Raw genomic sequence first — 22,153 nt, 5'->3', positions numbered from 1 at the left:
AGAATAAGATTTATTTTGCATCCATGCGACGGTATACGTCAATGATTTCTTTCGCCAAATCAGTGAAAGCGATTGATGTCATCAAATGGTCCTGACTGTGTACAGTTAGCAATGTTACTGTCATGTTGTTGCCTTGTGCTTCCTGTGTTAACAAACCAGTTTGTGAATGGTGTGCTTCAACTAACGAAGCTTCTGCGTCAGCAATTTTTTGATCTGCTACTTCAAAGTTTCCTTCTTTCGCTGCTGCAATAGCTTCCATTGCATCGCTTTTTGCATTTCCGCCAAACATGATTAAGCCCATGATGGCTTCTAAGTTTTGTTGTTCTTCCATTTTCATTTCTCCTTCAATTCCTGATATCTTTGAGAGATTAACCCATCAAAGCGATTGCTTGATCCAGTACTTTTTCACCATTCATCATGCCATAGTCAGCCATGTTGATAACGTCAAATGGAATTCCTTTAGGTGCAAGTTTTTGTTCGAATTGTGCTTTCATGAAACGAACTTGCGGGCCTAAAAGTAGAACATTTACATCTTTTGCTTCCAAGTTATTGTCTGCATCTGATGCAGATACCGCAAAGATATCAGCGTCCATTCCTCTTGCTTCAGCTGCTTTTTGCATTTTTGTTACTAATAAACTCGTACTCATTCCAGCAGAACATACTAGCATAATTGTTTTTTTAGCCATTTTTCTTCACTCCCTAATATATTTGGTTACACTGTTATATAAGCAAGAAGCGTGCCAAAATTGTATAGACCAAAATCCTTGCTAACAAAGGCTTTGGTCTATAACACTTTCACACGCACACTCTGTTAGAATCGTACACAGTGACTCTTTGTGTGTAATCTTTTATTTTCTAATTTTGTTTTCCAAAAACATTTTGGTCAGATGAGCAATCTCTGTTTCAGGGATGGAGAGCCGATAAGCTTTTTCAATCACCATCATGTTCGTTCTGACAACGTCTGTTTCCAAACGGTTTTTCTTCACAAAATCTGTAAGTCCTGTGAATGCTTTCGTTTCCTCGCCCTTCAAGATTGAATCAACCAAGAATGCTAGATGGATAACAATACCAGCATCAACACCTGGCTCTACAATAATGTGCATATCCGTCTGTATTTTATGAACCGTCTTTTGAAGCATTACAATTAACTTCTGCAAAGAATCCACAGTAGTAATTGTATCAGTTAAAGAACGAACGATTTTTTCAGTCGGCACTTCATCGCCTGCAATCCGTTTTAATACATTCAGCTTTTCATCGTCAAATATATCATAGGCCGAGAAGAAAGGAATATTTTGGTACTCAACATCAACCGTGCCGGCAATTGCTTTTATTTCATATTCTTCCATTAAGCTATCAATATGCTTTTTAAAGGCTTCTCTCTCTAAAAACTGCATTTGAATGATTTCTACCTTGTCCTCATCAATTACAGGTAAAATCCTTTGATATAGCCGGGCAGCTACGCCTTCACCAGTAAAACAGGTTACAACTACTGCTTTTTTGACTTGATTTGGATTCTTCATACTGCTGCGGAACTGTTCCCGAATGATTCCTTCAAAGGACATTTGAATATTTTGATAAATATCTTCTAAACTTCTTCCCACACTCGCCATTCGAATTGCTTCTAAAACAATCATGGTACTTGTCATGGAAATTGCTTTTGTCCGAATGCCTGTTTCTTCAAAAATCAGGTTTCCAAAAGAATTCAGAGAGCCCATATCTGTCAGAAGGAGCATGCCGTTACTTAACGTTTCCTGATTTTCCACAACATAAGCTCGTAAATGCTCGTACATCGCCTGAACTTCCATCGTTAAAGGCATATTCATCGCTGTTCCGGTTGAAATACCTAAAAGCTCTTGTGCGGTCTCCAGCATGCTGGACGCAGTAGAGTTCCCATGCATCAGTATGACAACACCGACATTGTTAATCTCAACCATTTCCTTGTTGCCTACATCAATTGAAAGAAACATACTGATAAAACCAATTTCATCAAAAGGAATCTCAATATCGTTTTCCTCTTCAATTATCGCCGAGAGGTCAATGGCTACCTGAAATTCTTCCTTCATTTGTTTTCTTATATTATTCAAATTTGGGTGGACAATCATATGTCCTTCACGCACTCGGTCAATAGTACTCTGTAAATGCAGTGCAAAAGCAAAGCGGGCATTTTCATTATAGGTTCGTGCCAAGCGCTTTTCAGCTATATCATAGAGTCTGTTAGTCAGCTTCCAGATGCTCTCCGGCAGCAGCTCTTTATGAACGGAGCTTTGCGTTAGCTCTTCCACATAAGTCTGGAAATAAGCATCCATATCTTTAGCAATTAGTTCTTCAAGATCGATATTCTCCAGTTCGTTTGTAGACAACGTGGAAACTTTTTCTTCAATTTCATTATAAACCTGCATATCACGTGCTGGATCTCTAGACCAGACAACCTCATTCGATCCCGGCTCAAAGGTTAGATAATTGTTTTTTGCATCCACAAACCGGTCCAAACGGTCAGAAACTTCCTTGATTTTCAATAGTCCTTTTTGTACCTGAAGAGGTAAGTCCTTTTTCCGAATCATCAGACTGGATGTATTGTGTGTCCGATAATGCAGGAAGGACTTTGCACAAACCAGTTTTAAGTCTCGCTTAACCTGTCCAATATTTCCTTCAGCATCATATAGCATGAACGCTAAAACAGCTTCTCTTTCAATGTTTATCCGTTGATTTAAGCGGTTTGCCTCCTGCTTGATAAACAGTCCAATGATATCATAACGCTCATCCAGAGAACGTGCCTCCAAATTGGGCAGGGTAATCGCCATAGGTATTCGTCGATTAAATGTCGTTAGAAATGTTTCTGAAGATTCCGTTGTTGCTCCGATAATCTGCACAGATGCATCATAGGTTTTTCCGCTTTCGCCTAAAGGACGATAAATGCCTTTATCAATAAAGGTAAACAGCATTTCCTGCCCTTCTGGCGGTAAACGATGAATTTCATCGAGGAATAGAACCCCGCCGTCAGCTTCTGAAATCAGTCCAGTACTATCATTTTCCGCCCCTGTATAAGCACCCTTTTTCACGCCAAAAATATGACCAAACAAGAGCTGTGGATTCTGGGCATAGTCTGCACAATTAAAGGAAATAAACGGTGCATTTTCAGGTAAAGTCTGCGATTCCACCGCAAAATGATACATACACTCTGCAAACAAAGATTTCCCTGTTCCGGTCTCTCCAAAAATGATTGTATGAAGACCGCGCGGCGGATACAAAATAGCTGCTTTTGCCTGTTGAATACTAACCTTTAGTGAATCATTGGCACCAACCAGATTTTCAAAGGTTACCTCACTGGAATTATCCACATGAATTTTTTCTTCCTCAAAAACAGAAGAATAGACAACTGGCCGTCCTTCTTTTTTTAAGATTTTCTTTTCTTTGGAAAGCTCACTCAGGTATCTGCTAGCATTGCTTCGGTCAATCTCTAAAGACTCAGCGATGTCGGCAGCAGTCATACCAATTTTTTTCTCTTCCAACAGAGCTAGTATTTCTTCTTTTCTGGATTTCATACTTAGCCTCCTTATGCTTGATGAATCCATATACAACAATCAAACAATTATTTCTTTTTGCTTTTTTTCACACGTTTCTGCTCTTTTACCTGCTCCTTTTTTTCAGTCTGGAATTGAGCATCATAAATGAACAATTCAGCTGCAGAAATACCTATCTGTTTCAACAAGCGCTGGTAATCCCGTTTCGTTCGTTCATTAACAAATGTTATCACTGTACCTGTTGCTCCCATTCGACCAGAGCGGCCGGCTCGATGAGCATAGCTTACAGCATCCAGCGGGACATCTACATTGACAACGTAGTCCACAGCAGGAAAATCCAAGCCGCGGGCACCCACGTCTGTCGTTAACAGCATCTGTATCTTTTTCTGTGCAAACTGCCCAACTGCCAGCTTGCGCAGCTGCTTGTTCTGATCAGAAGCTAAGCCAGCTACAGGTAAAGCCTCATAGGTAAGCTTTTCTTCTATTGCGCCTAAATCTGTTAGCTGATTAAAAAACACCATACCGTAAAAGTTTGGTATATGAAGCATCTTTTGTAAGAACTCTTTTCTCTTTCTAAAAGGTACTTCTATGTAGTAATGTTGAACTTTTCCAGCCGATTGGTCTTCTTCCATCACATCGATTGTCAGAACCTCTGCCGCCAGCTCGTTAACCTCCTCAGCAATTTTATCAGCTGTTGCTGAATAAAATGCCAGCTGATAATCAACGGGCGCACTTTGAAGAATTTGTCTCGTTAAATCCAGCTCGCTTTTTTGTAAAAGCAAATCAGCTTCATCCATAACAATCATTTTTAGCTGATGACTCTTAATCTTTTTAGCACGAATCAGCTCCATAATTCGTCCTGGCGTACCAACCAGTACTTCAGGCTTCTTTTTAAGCTTTTCGATTTGACGGTTCACGTTTGCTCCGCCTATCAGCCGCTGAACTTTCAGCTGCAGGGGCTGAGCCCATTCCTGAGCAACCTGACCAATCTGCATAGCCAGTTCCTGCGAAGGAGCCAGAATCAGCAGCTGACTGCCTTCACCCTTGTTGATTTGCAATAACAACGGCAGCAGGTACGCTAATGTTTTACCTGTTCCGGTTGGAGAGATTCCCCGGACGTTTTTTCCTTCTGATAAAGGATTAAAGCTTTTACTCTGAATAGCAGAAGGTTCATCAAAACCAGAAGCCTGCCATTTTTCTTGCCAAACCTCTGGTAACTGTTTTACGAAATTCATATTTTCCCTTTCAAGAATAAGACCTTAATAATTTCAATGGCTGCTTTATAAACAGTCAGATAGAAGTCAAGCTGCGTGCATATATCAAGGGAGCGAATCAAAAAATTCAACTCCCTCAATACCACAGATTCCAATCACTTATTTCCACTCGGTCAACGCAGTTTCATTTCTACGTATCACTGTTAAAACTGTGTACCTCGGAACCAGGTTGTCGCAATCAAAACTGCTATTAGTCTTATCTATTGTTAATTTCTGTTCTTTTACTTCCTATCTTCCATTTTACTTTTTATCGGCATCAAATACAATACCTGCACTACTTCTTAAATCAGTTAAAACCTGATTGACATTTCTGGAAAGCTCGACCCATTCTTCGTATTGAACACCCCAGTTTTTATCAGCAGGATTCTCAATAACATGAGCAAAATCAGAGGCTTCCTCTACCATTGGATTTTCTTCTGTTGTCAGCGCAATAACTTCCCGCTCTTTCTGATTTCTATCATGAAATTCAGCCTTGGAAATTGCATTGATTCCATCCAGCAACAACGTACCATTGTCAAAGTAGATTTCTGATCCTTGGAAGGAGTCACCAATTTTCCCTGCTTGTATCGTTACATCAAAACGGTCATATCTTAAAATCGCTGTGCCTAGTCCATCTACACCAGTTGCGACTTTCCGTGCAAAATAATGACTTTCCTGAGGCATACCAAACCACGCCACAGCTGCATAAATCAGATAGACACCTAAATCCATTAAAGCTCCACCCGAAAAATGAGGAGAAAAGATATTCGGTTCTTCACCATCCAATACCTGGTCATAGCGGGAGGAATATTTCATATAAGTAAAGCTGGCACCAATAATTTCATTTTTTAGAGGTAGAAGTTCGCCAATTTTTTTGAAGCTTTTCTCATGAATATTTCTTGCTGCTTCAAAGAAAAACACCTTTTGCTTGTTGGCTAGATGAATAATTTCCTCCATTTCAGCAGGAGTAGTGAATGCCGGTTTTTCCACAATGACATTCTTTCCAGCTAAAATTGCTTGTTTTGCTTGTTCAAAGTGCAAAGAATTAGGGGATGCGATGTATACAGTACTCATGTGTTCAATGCCAAAAAAGGCAGCTAAATCTATGGCATATTCTACATCACCATACTTCTCACCAAACTTTTGTGCCGTTTCCAAACGTCTGGAATAAACCGCCGTTAAATCATATTTTCCAGTCTCCAATGCCGCCTGCACAAATTGTTCACTAATCCAGTTTGTTCCGATAACACCTAAATGAATCATATTCTCCTCACCTTTCTTTATTCTCGCTGTTTAAATACTTCATGTATATGAATCCTATTAAATACATGAAAGCTGACTCCATCCCTTTGCTTTGTAGATTACTTTTCCTGTAATGAATAGTCAAAAGGATTCATATAGATCAAAAGGAATTTCCTTTAGTACACGGATCGTTTCGGGTGTAACCTCACAGTTGTAGGCTAAAACATTTAATCCCAGCTTTTGACCGGCTTCAATAGCTTCTGTCAGCGCAGGCTGCATCTCTGTGTTAATCGTTGCTTTGTCAACCTGTTCAAATTGAATCACAAACAATACATAGCATTGATAGCCTTCGCTAATTGCTCTATTCAGCTCATTTACATGCTTCAGCCCTCTCAAAGTAGGCGCATCGGGAAAGGAGCCTAATCGGCTGTTTTCCAAAGTCATCCCTTTCACCTCAATGAAAGCTTTCTGCTCTGTGCTTGTTTCAACATAAATATCAAACTGTGAATTGCCATACTTTTTTTCACGCTTCACTAAAGTCATTTGTCCTGTTAATCCAGGAAGCTGAATCATCCCCTCTTTTAGCCCTTGGGCCGCCAGTGCATTAGGAACCTGACTGTCAATATTAAACCACTGACCATTCTTTTTTACAGCAATCAAATCATAAGCTGTTTTTCTTTTAGGAGACGGCTGATAGCTTAAGGCTACCTCCACTTCAGGCAAAAACAGTTCGCGGCACCGTCCTGTATTTTTAACATGGACCGTCACTTGTTCGCCTGTTTCGATCATGCGGCATTCAGCAATAAAGCGATTGGGCCGACAAATAAACCGCGCCAGATGTACATCTGGATAGACTATCATCAAAACACCTCTTCTTCACCACAATACCATAGTTTGCAATCCTTAGACAAATTAGTCTTATCAGATCTTCACTAAGCAAGTATATAAATCAACTATCTAAAGACATTCAGTTAATCTTATGCTCCTATTATATACCTTTTGAATCTCTTAACTCAATAATAGTTCCTTCAGGTGCATAAAGTTTGCACAATCTTGTCTTGGCTACCTGATAAATAACCAAGCCTTCCTTTTGAATAAACGAGTCCTGATACTTACTGAGCTCGTCTACTGCTGCTTCAAGGGACGCCACCCATAGGCAAAAATGAGCAATGCCTTCCGAATTTTGACTTTTAGGCAGCTGCTCTGCCTTTTTGCCAGTTTGCAGCTCGATATAAAAGTCATTCAAACACAGCCAGCTGTTGTAATCTCTCCCATGAAAATCAGGTGTTTCCAATTTCACTTCAAAGCCCAGAGTCTGATAGAATGCCAACGACTCTCGATAATTGTTTGTCTGAATACACAAGTGATGGACTGTTTTTTTCATCTTCAGCTTCCTTTCTTTTTTCACTCCTTCGAAGCATATCATATTTCTGTGTCTGCAAAAAGCATCTAATAAGCTGATATTAGGACACAACAACAGACTCGAATAGAAGTTTCTTGAGCCTTGAGAACCAGGTAGATACTGTTCAACATCAGCTCGTATCTTACTCTTGTTCTCAGCAAGTAAGCAAGTTTTTCTTAAAACGACAGGAAACACAAATGTGAGACCCTCGATGTTGACTGATTCTCGCCTAGTGCTTTACAAATTTAAAAAAAAGCTTGGCTTATTTCCGAAGAAATTACTTCTGTACCGCCGTTTAATTAAATTTAGGCACACTAAAAGTCTGGGAACTTGGTTTAGTACCCAGACACTTGCAGTCAGGAGTCAATAATATCCTTTTTTAACTAGCTTTCTTTTGTGCCTTTAAAGTAATAGCCGGCAATTGGATAATACAGGCAGATAAGCATTCCTCCAACTGCAAAAAATGCTGTCTCGTTTAAAGAACGCATATATAGTACTCCAGCCGTTATCACAAAAGGTAACAGCGCGTATTTTACAATTGGTTGTGTAACTTTAGGTTTCAGATACGTAATCAGTAAGCGAACCGGTAAAAAGAAAATACCAAAAACTGCTGTCATTAAAATATCTTTCCATGTTATTTTCATCCCTTGTTTCCCCTTTTCCTTTGAATCATTTTTTAGAAAATCAGTTTGCAGCTGTTCGCCGAGTAGTTTTAAAGAAACTAAATCCGGTCGGCTTTTGCCAAGCTCCCATTTTGAGATGGTCTGACGAGTAACAAATACCTTGTCAGCTACTTCCTGCTGAGTTAATCCCAGCTCTTTTCTCTTCTCTTTTATTTGTTCATGTATTTCCATTTGTATTACCTCCTTGCATTTACCATATGCTAATGACAAAAAAAAGTAACGCAACTCTAAGCGTTGCGCAGTGATTTCTTACTGTTCATTTCGTAAAGCCAGTTTTAATCTGTAATCTGACAAGCTCTTCGTACTTAATTTTCCCTAACCTATGTTAAACTTCGTTAACCTTCGTTAAATTTCGATAACAATCAGTGCTTTCCAACCCTAATTTTTTTAATTCATGCTATGATTAAAAGAAAACGGGAGGTTGGGTAATGAAGAAACACTGGTCTTTTCTATTGGGGGCTTCTGTAGTGACTGGACTTGCCAGCTCATTGTTATTTAAAAATAAAAAGAAGAAACAGGAGGCTAGTCAAACGGCTTCTGATTTGATCACTCTCTTTCAAGGGAAGTGGTGGTTTATTAATCAGGGCAAAGCTACCCAGCATCAGCTAGCCATTGACGAGAAACTGAATATTATGATTGACGGCAAACCAGTTACTTATTCATTAGTTGAATGGAATATACAGCGTTTAGTTGTTCAGGATACCTATGGTTTTCATTTAATTGTTGAAACAAGAAATAATCAGCCTTATACGCTCTATGATGAAGCTGATGACCGAACATATCTATTAGAAAAGGTCACCTCTATGGAAAAATTAACAGATTCAAAAGAAAATTAATTATAAAAATAATTATACTAAGAGTAGAGGGTAAATTCGGCTGTCAATGAATTTACCCTCTACTTTCTTTTTTAGTTTATCATGAAAAGTGACAGGAAGAACTGTTATGAACGATTAGATTTCAAGTTCTAGTCAAAAAACATTCTCCTTCACTATCATTTTAAGAATATCCTGCGTGATTCCAATATTCAACACTTCTTACCCGTTTCTTTATTTAACTTATAAATTAACTTATAAATCTTCGATCGTCTTTCGATCCTTCACTACACTCAATTTCCCCTGACGCTGCTCCAGCTCCTTCATTACTGCTTCTAAAGGGATATCCTTCTCCGCCAATAAAACCAACATATGATAAACCAAATCTGCCGTTTCACTAATCAGCTCCTCTGGTTCATTTTTTGCAGCAATAATGACTTCTGTCGCTTCTTCTCCGACTTTTTTCAAAATTTTATCTAAACCCTTTTCAAACAAGTAGCTGGTATATGAACCTTTTTTTTGTTGTGCTTTTCGTTCCATTATTTCGGCATAAAGTTCTTCAATCATTCATTTTCCTCCTCAAGAATCACATTGAAGAAACAGCTATGTGCTCCTGTGTGACAGGCAGGACCTATCTGCTCCACCTTAATCAGTAGTGTATCTTTGTCGCAATCCGTCTGAATACTCTTTACCTTCTGGGTATGACCGCTCGTCTCGCCTTTATTCCATAATGATTGCCTTGAGCGGGAATAAAACCATGTGGTTTTTGTTTCCAGTGTTTTATTAAAGCTTTCTTCATTCATATAAGCCAACATTAATACCTCATTTGTTTGTTCTTCTATAATGATAGTAGGGATTAGTCCTTTAGAAAAATCTGGTTTCATAAACGAATACTCACTCCTTCACTGCTTAAATACGCTTTTAAATCAGGGATTTTTACTTCTCCATAATGAAATATACTGGCTGCTAGAGCAGCAGTTACACCAGTTTTTTCAAAAACTTCCAAGATATCCCTACTGCTGCCGCAGCCTCCCGAAGCAATTACAGGAACCGTAACAGCCTCGCAAACCGCTTGAAGCATCGGTAAATCATAGCCCTCTTTCGTTCCATCTGCATCCATGCTTGTCAGCAGTATTTCTCCCGAACCAAGTGAAACTGCTTCTTTAGCCCATGCCACCACATCCAAACCAGTATCTTCTCTTCCACCCTTCGTATAGACATGCCAGCTGCCGTCTGCCGCCTTTTTTCCATCAATTGCAGTCACGATACACTGAGAACCAAATTTTTCAGCACCTTGTCTAATTAAATCGGGCTCATTGATAGCTGCAGAATTTAGCGATATTTTATCTGCACCAGCCTGAAGCATTCGCTTCATGTCTTCAATAGAGCGGATACCTCCGCCGACAGTTAAAGGAATGAAGACTTCCGCAGCAGTCCGCTCAACTACCTCTACCATCGTCTCGCGTTCGTCGCTTGTAGCAGTGATGTCCAGAAAGACCAGTTCATCCGCTCCCTGTTCATTGTATGCCCGGGCAATTTCTACAGGATCGCCAATACTCTGCAGGTTAACAAAATTGACGCCCTTAACCACCTGCCCATCGGTTACATCCAGACATGGGATGATTCGCTTTGTCAGCATCCAGTTGCCACCTCCTGCATTTCTTCCAGCGTAATTCGTCCCTCATAGTAGGCTTTTCCAACTATTGTTCCGTAGACACCAATAGCTGCCAGCTTTTCTAAATCAGCTTTACTGCTGACACCACCTGAAGCGATTATATTCACCTGAGGAACTACAGACAACAGCTTTTCATAGTGCTCAAAGCTGGGACCTGTTAACGTTCCATCTTTCGATATATCGGTATAAATAAGTGTCTTTACACCAATTGCCGCCATTTCCTGTGCCATACTCAGATAATCCGTCTCACTAACCTCCAGCCAGCCGCTGACAGCTACTTTTCCATGCTTGGCATCAATTCCGACAGCAATCTGTTCTCCGTACTTTTGGACTGCTTCCTTGACGAGGTCAGGGTCTTTTAGTGCTGCAGAACCGATAATAATTCGATCAATACCTAGCTCAGCGTACTTCTTCACCTGTTCGATTGAGCGAATACCGCCGCCAACTTCTACTGGTAATCCAGTTTCCCTTTTTATCTTCTCAATCAGAGCAGCATTGGTAGTGTTTCCTGCAAGAGCACCATCCAAATCAACAATATGAAGAAATTGACAGCCAGCTTTTCTAAATATCTCTGCTTGGGCCAAGGGATCTTCATTTACAACTGTCTTTTTAGAAAAATCACCTTTGACTAATCGGACAGCTGCTCCTTCCCGAATATCAATTGCCGGTAAAACGTACATGATCCACTACCTCCTTAAACCCTTTTAGTATTTTCAACCCAATCGCTCCACTTTTCTCAGGATGAAATTGAGTACCGTAAATGTGTCCTTGTGAAATCATTGCCGGAACTTTTAAAGAATACTGTACCAAAGCATCAATCGTATCCGGATCACAATCTGCATAGTAGGAATGAACAAAATAGACATATTCACCAGACATTTCCTTGGTTAAGGGTGTTTCTTTTGTAATCATCAGCTCATTCCATCCCATATGAGGAACTGGAAAGTCTTTTTCCTGAGGGATCTTTTCACAAATCCCTTCGATTAGGCCTAATCCTGCAGTATAGCCATTTTCCATACTGCCTTCCAACAGCAGCTGCATCCCTAGACAAACCCCTAGGATGGGCGTTCCGTTAGCTGCAGCCTCTTTAATAACGCTTGTCAGCTGCCGTTTTTCCAATTCAGCCATTGCGAGTGAAAATGCACCAACTCCTGGGAGGATTAGTCCATCCGCTGCTAATATTTCAACAGCATCGGCTGATAGCTTATTTTCCAGCCCTACATAGTTCAATGCCTTCTGAACATTTAAGGTATTTCCTGTATCGTAATCAATGATAACAATCATTTACAGCGTTCCTTTCGTTGAATTAACACCATGAATTTCTGCGTTGTAAGTAACAGCTTCCCGCAGGGCACGTCCTGTTGCCTTGAATAGCGATTCAATTTTGTGGTGGCTATTTTTTCCATGCAGAATTTTTAGATGCAGATTCATCTGAACATTAAATGCCAGTGCCTGAAAAAATTCCTCTGTCAGCTCTGTATCAAAGGCTCCTAGCTTAGGGTTATCAAACTCTGCGTCAAATACCAAGAAAGACCGTCCGCTTAAGTCCAAAGAAGCCATGCCCAGTGTCTCATCCATTGGTACAAAGCTGGTTCCATATCGGTTAATTCCCGCCTTGTCTCCCAATGCTTCTCTTAAACACTGACCCAAAACAATCCCGACATCTTCAACTGTATGATGACTGTCCACATCAAGATCTCCGACAGCTTTAACCTCTAGCGACATTCGGCTGTGACGGGCAAACAGGGTCAGCATATGGTCAAAAAAGCCAACTCCAGTATCAATTACCACTGGCTCCTGCTGATCCAGATTTAAAGTAAGTTCAATTTGTGTTTCTGCCGTTGTACGTTTCAAACTTGCTGTTCTCATTTGTTTTCCTCCTTGAAACGGTATTCTACAGCACGGGCATGAGCCTCTAGCCCTTCCTTTCGCGCCAGTAAAGCAATATCATCTTTAACCTCTGCCAACGCATCCTTTGTATAGTAGCTTACCTGACTATATTTTACAAAATCATACACACCAAGGGGAGAGTAAAATCTTGCTGTACCACTGGTTGGAAGTACATGATTCGTTCCGGATAAATAATCGCCAACAGGCTCTGAGGTGTACGCACCTAGAAAAATTGATCCGGCATGTTTGATTTTTTGAAGATACTGCATAGGGTCTGTCATTTGCACTTCTAAATGCTCCGGTGCGATTTCGTTCATAACCTCAAACATTTCATCAACTGAGGTCACTACGATTAGCCAGCTATGCGCTGTGATCGATTGCTCTGCAATTGCTTTTCGCGGTAAGTCAGCTAATTGAACGGCTATCTCCTCTTCTACACTCTTTGCCAGCTGTTCACAATTAGTTACTAAAAAGGTGCGTGCTAATGAATCGTGCTCTGCCTGTGAAAGTAAATCCGCTGCGATAAAGGCTGGATTAGCCTGATTATCTGCTAAAATACCAATTTCAGAAGGTCCGGCAATCATATCAATCCCTACAGTGCCAAAAACCTGTTTTTTCGCTGCGGCAACATAGGCATTTCCAGGTCCTACGATTTTATCTACCTTTGGAATTGTTTCCGTTCCATAAGCCAGAGCAGCAACTGCCTGAGCACCACCTACCTGAAAAACCCGGTCAACTCCAGCAATCTCAGCCGCTGCCAGAATAATTGCCGGAACGCCGTCAGGAGAAGGCGGGGTGACCATGATGATTTCTTCTACTCCAGCGATTTTAGCAGGTAAAACATTCATCAATACCGAAGACGGGTAAGCTGCTGTACCACCGGGAACGTATACGCCTACTCGATCCAACGGACGAACAAGCTGCCCGCGAAAAACACCTGTTTTTTCAGTGTCCATAAAATCATGCTGCTTCTGCTTCTTATGATAGCTGATAATATTCTCTTTCGCTCGTTCCAAAGCTTTCTTCACATCTGTGTCCAGCTCCTGATAAGCATTCTTCAACGCTGTTTTTGAAACCTCCAGTTCAGTCACTATGGTTTGATCAAACTGCCGAGAATAATCTTTTAGCGCAGTATCCCCCCTAGCTGCTACCTGATCAATAATCACTTTGACCTGCTGATCAATTTGCTGGTCAGCGGATTGTTTAGTCTGACTATCCTGTTTCAGTCCATCTAAGACCGTTTCTTTTGTTCCGATAATCCACTTCATGTTCATCCCTCTTTTCCAATCACTGCTTCCAGCTGCTGAAATAGCTGGAATATTTCTTGTCTTTTTCTTTTAAGCATTGCTTTATTCACAATCATGCGGGCAGATATCGAACAAATATCTTCAAAAATTTCTAATCCATTCTCCTTCAATGTTGTACCTGTTTCAACAATGTCGACAATCGCATCGGCTAGTCCTAATACTGGAGCTATTTCTACAGATCCTTCTATTTTAATGATTTCAACATCTTCACCTTTTGAACGAAAATGATTCGAGGCAATGACTGGATACTTAGTCGCAATTCTTTTTCTTTTATGATCATAGGGTTGATAATCAGCAGTTGAGGCTACAGAAAATTTGCATTTTCCAATAGCCAAATCCAGCATTTCATAGCAGCCGGACGGGTGCTCAAGCAAGACATCCTTTCCAACCACGCCAAGGTCAGCAACACCATGCCTCACATAGGTTCCGACATCTACAGCCTTTACAAGGAGAAAGGTTAACGAACCATCTGGACTGTTAAAAACCAGCTTTCTCTGTTTCTGCTGCATAAAGGATACATCAATACCCGCTTCGTCAAAAAGTGTTAGTGTCTGCTGCTCCAATCGGCCTTTTGTTAGGGCAATTGTTAAGTTACTCATCTTCTGCATCACCTATCCTCACTCTGGTTTGCTTTTTATCCTTGATAAGAATCAGCTCTTCGTAGTGCCACATTTTTCCATAGCTCAGCGCCTCTTCCCAAGTATCGAATAAAGACAGCTCTGCATCTGGTTCTTTTTTTACCAGCTCCTCAGCCATAGTGAAATCTTCCGAATCTGCATGAATTAAGATTCTTGGCTGCTTCAATTCTGCCAGAATGCCCAGCCGATATTGCAGAGCCGCCAATGTATCCAAATTTATTCCTAAACCCACCGCCGGAATTCGATCATGGCCAAACTGCTCAACCAGATGATCATAACGTCCGCCTCTTAGAAAGGCATCTGGAATCATATCCGCGAATCCATTAAATAATATGCCTGTGTAGTAATCCATCAAAGCAACTGAGCCTAAATCAACCGTCACTTCAATCCCAAGATTTTTCTGAATCAACTGTGCCATATGCTTAATTTCCAGAATTATTTCTCTAATGATTGTATCCGCCGGCAATAGCCTCTGTGCCTCAGTAAATACTTCTTCGCTATTTCCAAATAGCCTAGGCAGTCTTTGAATAAAATCGTTCAGTTCGCTAGGATGCTGCTGGATAAACTCTTTTAAACCGCTTAAATTTTTATTGTTTAGTAATTCCTTTAATGTTCTTTTTTCTTCAATATTTAATTTTAGAAACGAAGCAGTTTCTCTAAAGATTCCGGCATGTCCTAATTCAAAATGGAAATTAGGAATTTGTAACGTATTCAGAATATCGACTGCACAGGCAATACATTCTAATTCAGCTTTTGAAGAAGCAAAGCCGATTAACTCAATTCCAGCCTGCGTCAGTTCATTTTGCTCGCCAGACATTTCATCGCTAAAGCGAAATACCTTACCGCTGTAAGAAAGCTTCAAAGGCGGATGAATACCTGCAGTTGCAGCAACTCTTCCAATCGGCATAGTCATATCCGGACGTAATACCAGCAGGCGCCCCTGTTTGTCAAAAAAGCGATAGAGCAGCCCTTCTCCATCATCAGCCTGAAAAACATCTTCAAACTCAATCAGGGGCGTTTCTATACGTTGATACCCTCTCCTCTGAACAATTTGATTCAACTGCTGCTCTAGCTGATATGCACCATTTGCTTCCCGAAACAACCGGTCTTTAGTGCCTGACGGGAGACTTCTATTCCATTTCACAGCACCCACATCCTTTCTATTCTTACTGTATACAAAAAGTCCTCTTGGCAAATAAGCCAAGAGGACGAGAAGTTTTTTCACGTGGTTCCACCTCAGATTCATTTCTGCTTCACAGCAGAAACCTCTGTTAGTCAAGTGACTAAAAGCGATAACGGGCAATCCCCGATTTTTCCTACATTGATTCAGAAAAATAATTTACAGGCGTGTTCAATAGTAAACAACTATTTCCTCTCACCGACCGGAAACTCTCTAAAGTCATTGATACTATCTACTATTCTGATCATCATTTTTTCATCATATTCTCATTTATTTCTAAAAACTTTACCATGAATCATAACGATAGTCAATAGGCTACAAGCGAAAACCATAATAATAAAAACCTTTATTGTCCCTCTAGAAAACAGCATAGAAATACTTACAACAGAATGGAAACAAAAATATTGAGCTTTGAGAAATGAGTTGAGAGCCATAAAATTGAAAAGTAGTTTACGAAAGCTGCTTTTCATTTATCAGTACAAACCACTTCTATAGTTGACTCCTACTTGATTTTATTCTTGACTGTCTTCTATTCTCTGTCAGTTTTTTACTGAGCTTGTGCAATTAACGACCGCAATGTTTTATCCACATTTTCAGCAGCCAGACGACCCTCACGAATCGCCCAGATAACCAGACTCGGGCCGCGTTTGGCATCACCGGCGACATAAACTCGTTCATTATTTGTTGTATAGTCATCATAAACTTCATTTATATTGAACTGATCTAACAGACTTTTTTCAGGTCCGGTGAATCCCATTGCCAGCAGAACTAAATCCGCCTTTAATGTCTTTTCCGTTCCAGCAATGGGCTGAAATGCCTGATCAACTTCTACTGTTTCCAAACCGATAACCTGTCCTCTTTCTGCACCAATAAAGGCAGTTGTAGAGGTCTGATAGAGAGTCAGAGCTTCTTTCTGAACCGCTTCGGCTTCTTCCTGTCCGTAGCCCTTCTTATCCACAAAAGGATATTCAGGCCAAGGATTTGCTTCGGTTCTGTCATGGGGCATCCTAGGAGTAATTTCAAGCTGCTTAACAGAAGCGCAGCCTTGCCGAATCGCAGAGCCAATACAGTCATTTCCTGTATCGCCGCCGCCAATAACAATCACATGCTTCCCTTCCAGTTTTTTGCTGTTTGCTTCGGTACCATATTTCAGAACATCTTTTGTTGCCTCTGTTAAATAATCAACAGCAAATTGTACTCCTTGAAACTCTCGGCCTGCTACCTTTAAATCTCTCGGTACACTGGCGCCAGTTGCTACAATCACGCGGTCAAAGATTTGGTACAGGGCTTCAACTGAAAGGTCTACCCCAATTTCTGTATTTCCTATGAAGGCAATCCCCACCTCTTTCATCACATCAATCCGACGCTGAACGACCTTCTTATCCAGTTTCATATTGGGAATACCATACATCAGCAAGCCGCCAAAGCGGTCTGAGCGTTCATAAATAGTTACTTCATGTCCTAACTGATTTAAACGCCATGCTGCGGATAACCCAGCGGGTCCACTGCCGATAACAGCAATTTTGAAGCCTGTTTTTTCTTTCGGCAATCCAGTAGGTTTGACCCAATCATTTTCAAAGGCTGTATCAATGATAAACCGTTCATTATCATGAATGGCTACACCAGAACCATTCAACGTTTCTGTACAAGACTTTTCACAGGGAGCTGGACAAACCCGGCCAGTCATTTCCGGAATGGGATTTGTTCTACTTAGACGTTCCCAGGCTTTCTTGTATTCTCCACGGTAAACCAAATCATTCCATTCAGGAATTAAATTATCATTAGGGCAACCGGAAACCGCACGTTTGCCGCCATAGAAAACACCTGTATGACAAAAAGGAATACCGCAATTCATACATCGTGCTGCCTGCTCCTGCCGTTCATCTTCCGGCAGTGGAACTTGTAGTTCTTCCCAATCATTGATTCGTTCGGCAACAGGCCGATAAGGGTTTTCTTTACGAGAATATTTTAAAAATCCAAATGGATCAGCCATCCTAATCACGCTCCTTTACAGTGGGTTTTGGCGGAGCTGTCTGAGCGCCAACAACTGCTTCAAATGCTGTCTTCAGCAGCTCATCTCCAGATAATCCCTCATTACGGAATTTTTCAGTAACGTTAACCATTTCATGGTATTCTTTTGGATACACTTTAACAAAATGCTTTCGTTCAGTTTCCCAGTCATTCAGAATAGTCTGTGCTTTTTCAGACTCCGTATACTCATTGTGCTTTTCTATCAGCTCTTTCAATATACTATCGTCCCCTGATTCATCCAGCTGGAATAATTCAATCATTTCCATATTACATTTTCCTGCAAACTGCTGCTCTGGATCATAAACATAAGCTACACCACCGGACATCCCTGCACCAAAGTTACGGCCAGTCTGTCCAAGGATAACGGCTACACCACCAGTCATATATTCACAGCCATGATCCCCTACACCTTCAACGACAACCTTGGCTCCACTGTTTCTAACACAGAAGCGTTCGCCGCCTGTTCCTCTGAAATAGGCTTCTCCGCGGTTGGCGCCAAAGCATGCTACATTTCCGACAATCGGTGAATGCTCAGCCTGATAGCCAGCATCCTCCGGCGGTACGATAATCAGCCGTCCGCCGCTTAAACCCTTACCTACATAATCATTAGCCTCTCCCGTCAGTTTCAGCACCATGCCCTGAGTGATAAATGCACCAAAGCTCTGACCGGCAATGCCTTTATAATGATACGTAATTAGCCCAGGCTCCAGCTCATAATTACCAAAACGCTCTGCAATCCAGCCACCCATTCGAGCCCCTACGGTTCGATTGACGTTGTTGATTGTCTCTTCCACATATATTTTTTGATTATTTTTGATTGCTGCTCCTGCAAAAGCATCCAGCTCTTTCCACTGGCGTTTTTCCTGAAATGGATCTTCGCATTTTCTTTCAATTCCCATTGTATTTCCGAGGATTCTTGAAAAATCTAAAGATTTAGCTTTTCCTTTCGCTACGAATTTTGGCTTTAATATTTCTGTATGACCAATCATTTCATCAATCGTTCGAAAGCCTAGTTCTGCCATCAGTTCCCGCAGATCCTCAGCAATAAACATCATCCCATTAATCACATGCTCCGGTTTGCCGGCAAAAAATTTCCGTAATGCTGGATTTTGAGTAGCAACTCCTACTGGACATGTGTTGAGGCTGCAAACACGCATCATCACACAGCCGACTGCTACCAGCGCTAATGAAGCAAAGCTATATTCCTCAGCGCCCAATAAAGCAGCAACTGCCACATCGCGTCCGGTCATCAGCTTACCGTCTGTTTCTAATGTCATCCGCTGCCGCAGCTCATTTAACGACAAGGTCTGATGTGCTTCCGCAAGCCCCATCTCCCATGGCAGTCCAGCATCTCTGACAGAATTTCTTGGTGAAGCTCCTGTACCACCGTCATAGCCTGAAATAACAACTACATCTGCTCCTGCCTTTACTACTCCTGTAGCAATCGTTCCCACACCTGTACTGGAAACCAATTTTACATTAATTCGAGCATATGGATTTATCGCTTTCAAATCATAAATAAGCTGGGCCAAATCCTCGATTGAATAGATATCATGATGAGGCGGCGGTGATATCAGCCGCACGCCAGGTGTCGAACCGCGAATTTCTGCTACCCATGGAAATACCTTATTTCCCGGCAGCTGTCCGCCTTCTCCAGGTTTTGCGCCTTGAGCAATCTTAATTTGAAGCTCTTCGGCACTCATTAGATATTCGGCATTCACTCCAAAACGACCTGAAGCAACCTGCTTAATTTTACTATTTAAATTTACACCATTTGCTTTTGCTTTAAACCTATTACGGTTTTCACCGCCTTCACCGCTATTTGATTTTGCCCCAATTCGGTTCATGGCTTCAGCAATACACTCATGAGCTTCCTGACTCAAGGAGCCATAGCTCATCGCCCCCACTTTAAATCGTTTCACAATTGTTTCCGCTGGCTCAACCTCTGATAGCTTTACTGGAGCACGCTCACTTGTAAACGTCCACATTGACCTCAGAGTAGTTGGTGTGTCTATCTCCTCTTGATTAAGCTGTGCTGCATATTTTTTATATAAACTGTAATCCCCCAAGCGTACTGCTTGTTGAAAATTATAGATGGTTTGAGGATTGAACAAATGATGCTCTCCATCTGCCTTGTATTGAAAACTGCCTCCTGAAGGAAGAAAATCCTGTTCTTTTTCTCCGTATGCAGCTTCATGGCGAGCCAGATATTCCTTTTCAATCTGATTCAGAGACAAGCCGCCAATTCGGGTAACTGTTCCTGTAAAAAATTGATTGATAACATCTTCAGACAAGCCTACAGCTTCAAAAAGCTGCGCACCATGATACCCCGAAACTGTGGAAATTCCCATCCGGGACATGACTTTAACAATTCCTTTTTCTGCTGCCTGCCGGTATTTTTCAATTTTATCAGTTAAGTGATAGTCCTTTAGCGTTTCATAAGCTCCGTAAGGATGAATAGCACTTGCTCCGTAGCCAATCAGCATAGCATAGTGATGAACCTCTGCTACTTCAGCAGAATCAGCGATTATTGATGCTAGCCCTCTTTTTCCTTGTTCTACAAGATAGTTGTGCAGACCAGAAACCGCCAGCAGAATCGGAATGGCCAGCTTTCCTTTCCCCCATTCTCTATCAGACAAAATAATGATTGTAGCACCATTATCTATTTTTTCCTCGACTTCTTTAAACATTGTCTCCAATGCCCGCTGTATACGATTGGGAACTTCTGGAGCTAAAGAGTAATTGATGGATTGAACCATACTTTTTTGACCTCGGCTATCCAATGTTTGAATTTTCAGGAAATCAGTTGTAGACAGAACCGGACTTTCAATCTTCAGCTTGTTACAATTTTCTTTATGATCAACCAGAAGATTTCCATCTCGTCCTAAGAACATTTCTGTTCCAATAACTAGTTTTTCCCGAATTGCATCAATAGGCGGATTGGTCACTTGAGCAAACTGCTGTTTGAAGTAGGTGAACAACGACTGAGGCTTCTCGCTTAAGACTGCAAGGGGAGAATCATAGCCCATAGAAATAACGGGTTCTTCTCCATTTTCAGCCATCGGTAGAATCGTCATCCGGATAATTTCATCGGTATAGCCATTGAGCTTCCACAAGCGATTCAACTCTTTTTCCGACAGCGGTTTGAAGACCTCTTCACTTTCAGTCAGCTGTTCGATTGTCAGCTGCTGTTCGTCAAGCCATTCCCGGTAAGGATGCTTTCCTGCATACCGTTCCTTAATTTCATCATTACGATAAAACTTTCCAGCAATAGTATCCACTAGAATCATATTGGCTGGTCCGAGAACCCCTTTTTCAATAACTCTTGAAGGCTCAAGATCAACAACCCCTGATTCAGAGGCTACGACAATATAATTATCTTTTGTAATCGAGTATCTGGAAGGCCGCAGACCATTTCTGTCAAGTGCTGCCCCCACCATTTCTCCATCCGTAAAACACAGCGCTGCTGGTCCATCCCATGGTGCTGTGAAACTGGAGTTATATTCATAAAAGGCAGCAATTTCTTCTTTCAAATTTGCTTCTTTTGACCACGCCTCTGGAATCATCATCATCAGAGCATGAGGAATATCCCGACCATTTCGGTACAAGTGTTCCATACAGTTTTCTAATTTTGCAGAATCTGAATTTTCCGAATTATAAACATCAATGTGGTGGCTGTGCATCCAGTTCTCTGCACCTCTTAAAGTGTTGATTTCACCATTATGAGCTAAGAATCTAAAAGGCTGTGCCCGGTCCCAGCTTGGAAATGTATTGGTAGAAAATCGGGAATGAATAAGGGCGATGCTGCTTTCCAACGTTTTATCCTGTAAATCTGGATAAAACAAACGCACCTGATAGGCATGAAGCATTCCCTTATAAACAATTGTTTTTGAAGAAAGGCTGCAGATTGCCAGTTCGTCAGATGAATAGATTTTTTCCAGCTCTCTGCGAAGTAGGAAAAGACGGTCCTCAAATTCTCTTCCTGTTTTAACGTCAATAGGTTTTTCAATGAAAATCTGAACAATGCCCGGCATAACTTTTTGAGCACCCGGACCACAGTATTCAAAGGCAAAGGGAACATCCCGCTCCCAAACAACACGATAACCAGCAGCTGTAATTTCATGTTTCAATGACTGCAGCAGTTCATGCTTTTCTGTTTCCTCCTGCGGAAGAAACAACATACCTACTCCGTATTCCTGTCTATCCGGCAGTGCAATTTGTTCAGCAGCTGCTTTCTTTTGAAAGAAGGTATCCGGCATAGCCATTAAAATTCCGGCACCATCTCCTGTATCAGGCTCTGCACCTGTACCGCCCCGATGATTCATGCGCTCCAGCATTGTCAGAGCATTGTCAATTAGCTGATGGGAAGCAATTCCATCGATTTGTGCAATGAAGCCCATTCCACAAGCATCTTTTTCAAAAGCAGGATCATACATCAAGCGCTTCTTTTCCATGGCATTTTTTCCCATTCACATCATCCCTTTTAAATAGTTTGAAAATTCTAATTTTTTCCTAATAG

General features: G+C 41.2%; 20 protein-coding genes and 1 other annotated feature. Of the genes, 1 reads left to right on the top strand and 19 read right to left on the bottom strand.

Annotation, left to right across the window (positions count from 1 at the left end; all coding sequences use genetic code 11):
* Positions 1 to 10: 10 nt before the first annotated feature.
* The 8 genes from AC1Z3K_RS04650 to AC1Z3K_RS04615 form a co-directional block, all read right to left on the bottom strand.
* The gene (locus AC1Z3K_RS04650; RefSeq protein WP_426080875.1) at positions 11 to 331 is read right to left on the bottom strand and encodes a PTS lactose/cellobiose transporter subunit IIA; all 321 of its coding nucleotides are present in this window, start codon (positions 329 to 331) and stop codon (positions 11 to 13) included.
* 37 nt (positions 332 to 368) lie between these two features.
* Positions 369 to 686, bottom strand: a complete 318-nt coding sequence (locus AC1Z3K_RS04645) for a PTS sugar transporter subunit IIB (protein ID WP_426080876.1) — start codon at positions 684 to 686, stop codon at positions 369 to 371.
* Positions 687 to 848: 162 nt separating this feature from the next.
* On the bottom strand, positions 849 to 3,542 hold the full coding sequence (locus AC1Z3K_RS04640) for a sigma-54-dependent transcriptional regulator (protein WP_426080878.1): 2,694 nt from the start codon (positions 3,540 to 3,542) through the stop codon (positions 849 to 851).
* Positions 3,543 to 3,589: 47 nt separating this feature from the next.
* Positions 3,590 to 4,756: a DEAD/DEAH box helicase gene (locus tag AC1Z3K_RS04635; RefSeq protein WP_461731989.1), complete on the bottom strand. Its 1,167-nt coding sequence runs from the start codon at positions 4,754 to 4,756 to the stop codon at positions 3,590 to 3,592.
* Between the two features lie 279 nt (positions 4,757 to 5,035).
* A complete protein-coding gene (locus AC1Z3K_RS04630) occupies positions 5,036 to 6,037 on the bottom strand; it encodes a Gfo/Idh/MocA family protein (protein WP_426080880.1) in 1,002 nt (333 codons plus the stop codon).
* Positions 6,038 to 6,157: 120 nt separating this feature from the next.
* Positions 6,158 to 6,874 carry a DNA/RNA nuclease SfsA gene (gene sfsA, locus AC1Z3K_RS04625; RefSeq protein WP_461732066.1) on the bottom strand — a complete coding sequence of 239 codons (717 nt, stop codon included), beginning with the start codon at positions 6,872 to 6,874 and terminating at the stop codon, positions 6,158 to 6,160.
* Between the two features lie 130 nt (positions 6,875 to 7,004).
* Positions 7,005 to 7,400, bottom strand: coding sequence for a VOC family protein (locus AC1Z3K_RS04620; protein WP_461731988.1), 396 nt, complete (start codon positions 7,398 to 7,400; stop codon positions 7,005 to 7,007).
* A gap of 401 nt (positions 7,401 to 7,801) precedes the next feature.
* Positions 7,802 to 8,272, bottom strand: a complete 471-nt coding sequence (locus tag AC1Z3K_RS04615; protein ID WP_461731987.1) for a helix-turn-helix domain-containing protein — start codon at positions 8,270 to 8,272, stop codon at positions 7,802 to 7,804.
* A 257-nt stretch (positions 8,273 to 8,529) separates the two neighbouring features.
* On the opposite strand from AC1Z3K_RS04615, the gene AC1Z3K_RS04610 reads away from it, so the two are divergent.
* The gene (locus AC1Z3K_RS04610; protein WP_426080884.1) at positions 8,530 to 8,937 is read left to right on the top strand and encodes a DUF4828 domain-containing protein; all 408 of its coding nucleotides are present in this window, start codon (positions 8,530 to 8,532) and stop codon (positions 8,935 to 8,937) included.
* Positions 8,938 to 9,168: 231 nt separating this feature from the next.
* On the opposite strand, the gene hisE is transcribed toward AC1Z3K_RS04610, so the two are convergent.
* The 11 genes from hisE to gltB form a co-directional block, all read right to left on the bottom strand.
* The gene (gene hisE, locus AC1Z3K_RS04605) at positions 9,169 to 9,480 is read right to left on the bottom strand and encodes a phosphoribosyl-ATP diphosphatase (protein WP_461731986.1); all 312 of its coding nucleotides are present in this window, start codon (positions 9,478 to 9,480) and stop codon (positions 9,169 to 9,171) included.
* The gene (gene hisI / locus AC1Z3K_RS04600) at positions 9,477 to 9,797 is read right to left on the bottom strand and encodes a phosphoribosyl-AMP cyclohydrolase (RefSeq protein WP_426080886.1); all 321 of its coding nucleotides are present in this window, start codon (positions 9,795 to 9,797) and stop codon (positions 9,477 to 9,479) included. The genes hisE and hisI overlap by 4 nt, the downstream gene beginning before the upstream one ends.
* Complete coding sequence (hisF, locus tag AC1Z3K_RS04595; protein WP_426080887.1) at positions 9,794 to 10,552, bottom strand: imidazole glycerol phosphate synthase subunit HisF; 759 nt, start codon at positions 10,550 to 10,552, stop codon at positions 9,794 to 9,796. Before hisF ends, hisI begins: the two co-directional genes overlap by 4 nt.
* Positions 10,546 to 11,268 carry a 1-(5-phosphoribosyl)-5-[(5-phosphoribosylamino)methylideneamino]imidazole-4-carboxamide isomerase gene (hisA, locus tag AC1Z3K_RS04590; protein ID WP_461731985.1) on the bottom strand — a complete coding sequence of 241 codons (723 nt, stop codon included), beginning with the start codon at positions 11,266 to 11,268 and terminating at the stop codon, positions 10,546 to 10,548. Before hisA ends, hisF begins: the two co-directional genes overlap by 7 nt.
* Positions 11,246 to 11,872, bottom strand: coding sequence for an imidazole glycerol phosphate synthase subunit HisH (hisH, locus tag AC1Z3K_RS04585; protein ID WP_426080889.1), 627 nt, complete (start codon positions 11,870 to 11,872; stop codon positions 11,246 to 11,248). The genes hisA and hisH overlap by 23 nt, the downstream gene beginning before the upstream one ends.
* A complete protein-coding gene (gene hisB / locus AC1Z3K_RS04580) occupies positions 11,873 to 12,457 on the bottom strand; it encodes an imidazoleglycerol-phosphate dehydratase HisB (protein WP_461731984.1) in 585 nt (194 codons plus the stop codon).
* Positions 12,454 to 13,746 carry a histidinol dehydrogenase gene (hisD, locus tag AC1Z3K_RS04575; protein WP_461731983.1) on the bottom strand — a complete coding sequence of 431 codons (1,293 nt, stop codon included), beginning with the start codon at positions 13,744 to 13,746 and terminating at the stop codon, positions 12,454 to 12,456. The genes hisB and hisD overlap by 4 nt, the downstream gene beginning before the upstream one ends.
* A gap of 2 nt (positions 13,747 to 13,748) precedes the next feature.
* Positions 13,749 to 14,384, bottom strand: a complete 636-nt coding sequence (gene hisG, locus AC1Z3K_RS04570) for an ATP phosphoribosyltransferase (protein ID WP_426081151.1) — start codon at positions 14,382 to 14,384, stop codon at positions 13,749 to 13,751.
* Positions 14,377 to 15,648: an ATP phosphoribosyltransferase regulatory subunit gene (gene hisZ / locus AC1Z3K_RS04565; protein WP_461731982.1), complete on the bottom strand. Its 1,272-nt coding sequence runs from the start codon at positions 15,646 to 15,648 to the stop codon at positions 14,377 to 14,379. Before hisZ ends, hisG begins: the two co-directional genes overlap by 8 nt.
* Positions 15,625 to 15,860 (bottom strand) — a binding site (T-box leader). Its footprint overlaps the gene before it by 24 nt.
* Before the next feature lie 290 nt (positions 15,861 to 16,150).
* Positions 16,151 to 17,596 (bottom strand): glutamate synthase subunit beta, encoded by a 1,446-nt coding sequence (locus tag AC1Z3K_RS04560; RefSeq protein ID WP_461731981.1) that lies wholly within the window; start codon positions 17,594 to 17,596, stop codon positions 16,151 to 16,153.
* Position 17,597: 1 nt separating this feature from the next.
* Positions 17,598 to 22,103 (bottom strand): glutamate synthase large subunit, encoded by a 4,506-nt coding sequence (gltB, locus tag AC1Z3K_RS04555; RefSeq protein ID WP_461731980.1) that lies wholly within the window; start codon positions 22,101 to 22,103, stop codon positions 17,598 to 17,600.
* Positions 22,104 to 22,153: the final 50 nt, after the last annotated feature.

It is taken from the genome of Enterococcus sp. LJL128, from assembly GCF_056924295.1.
The sequence above is the reverse complement of the archived record's forward strand: the minus strand, read 5'-3'. Positions and strand labels throughout refer to the sequence as shown.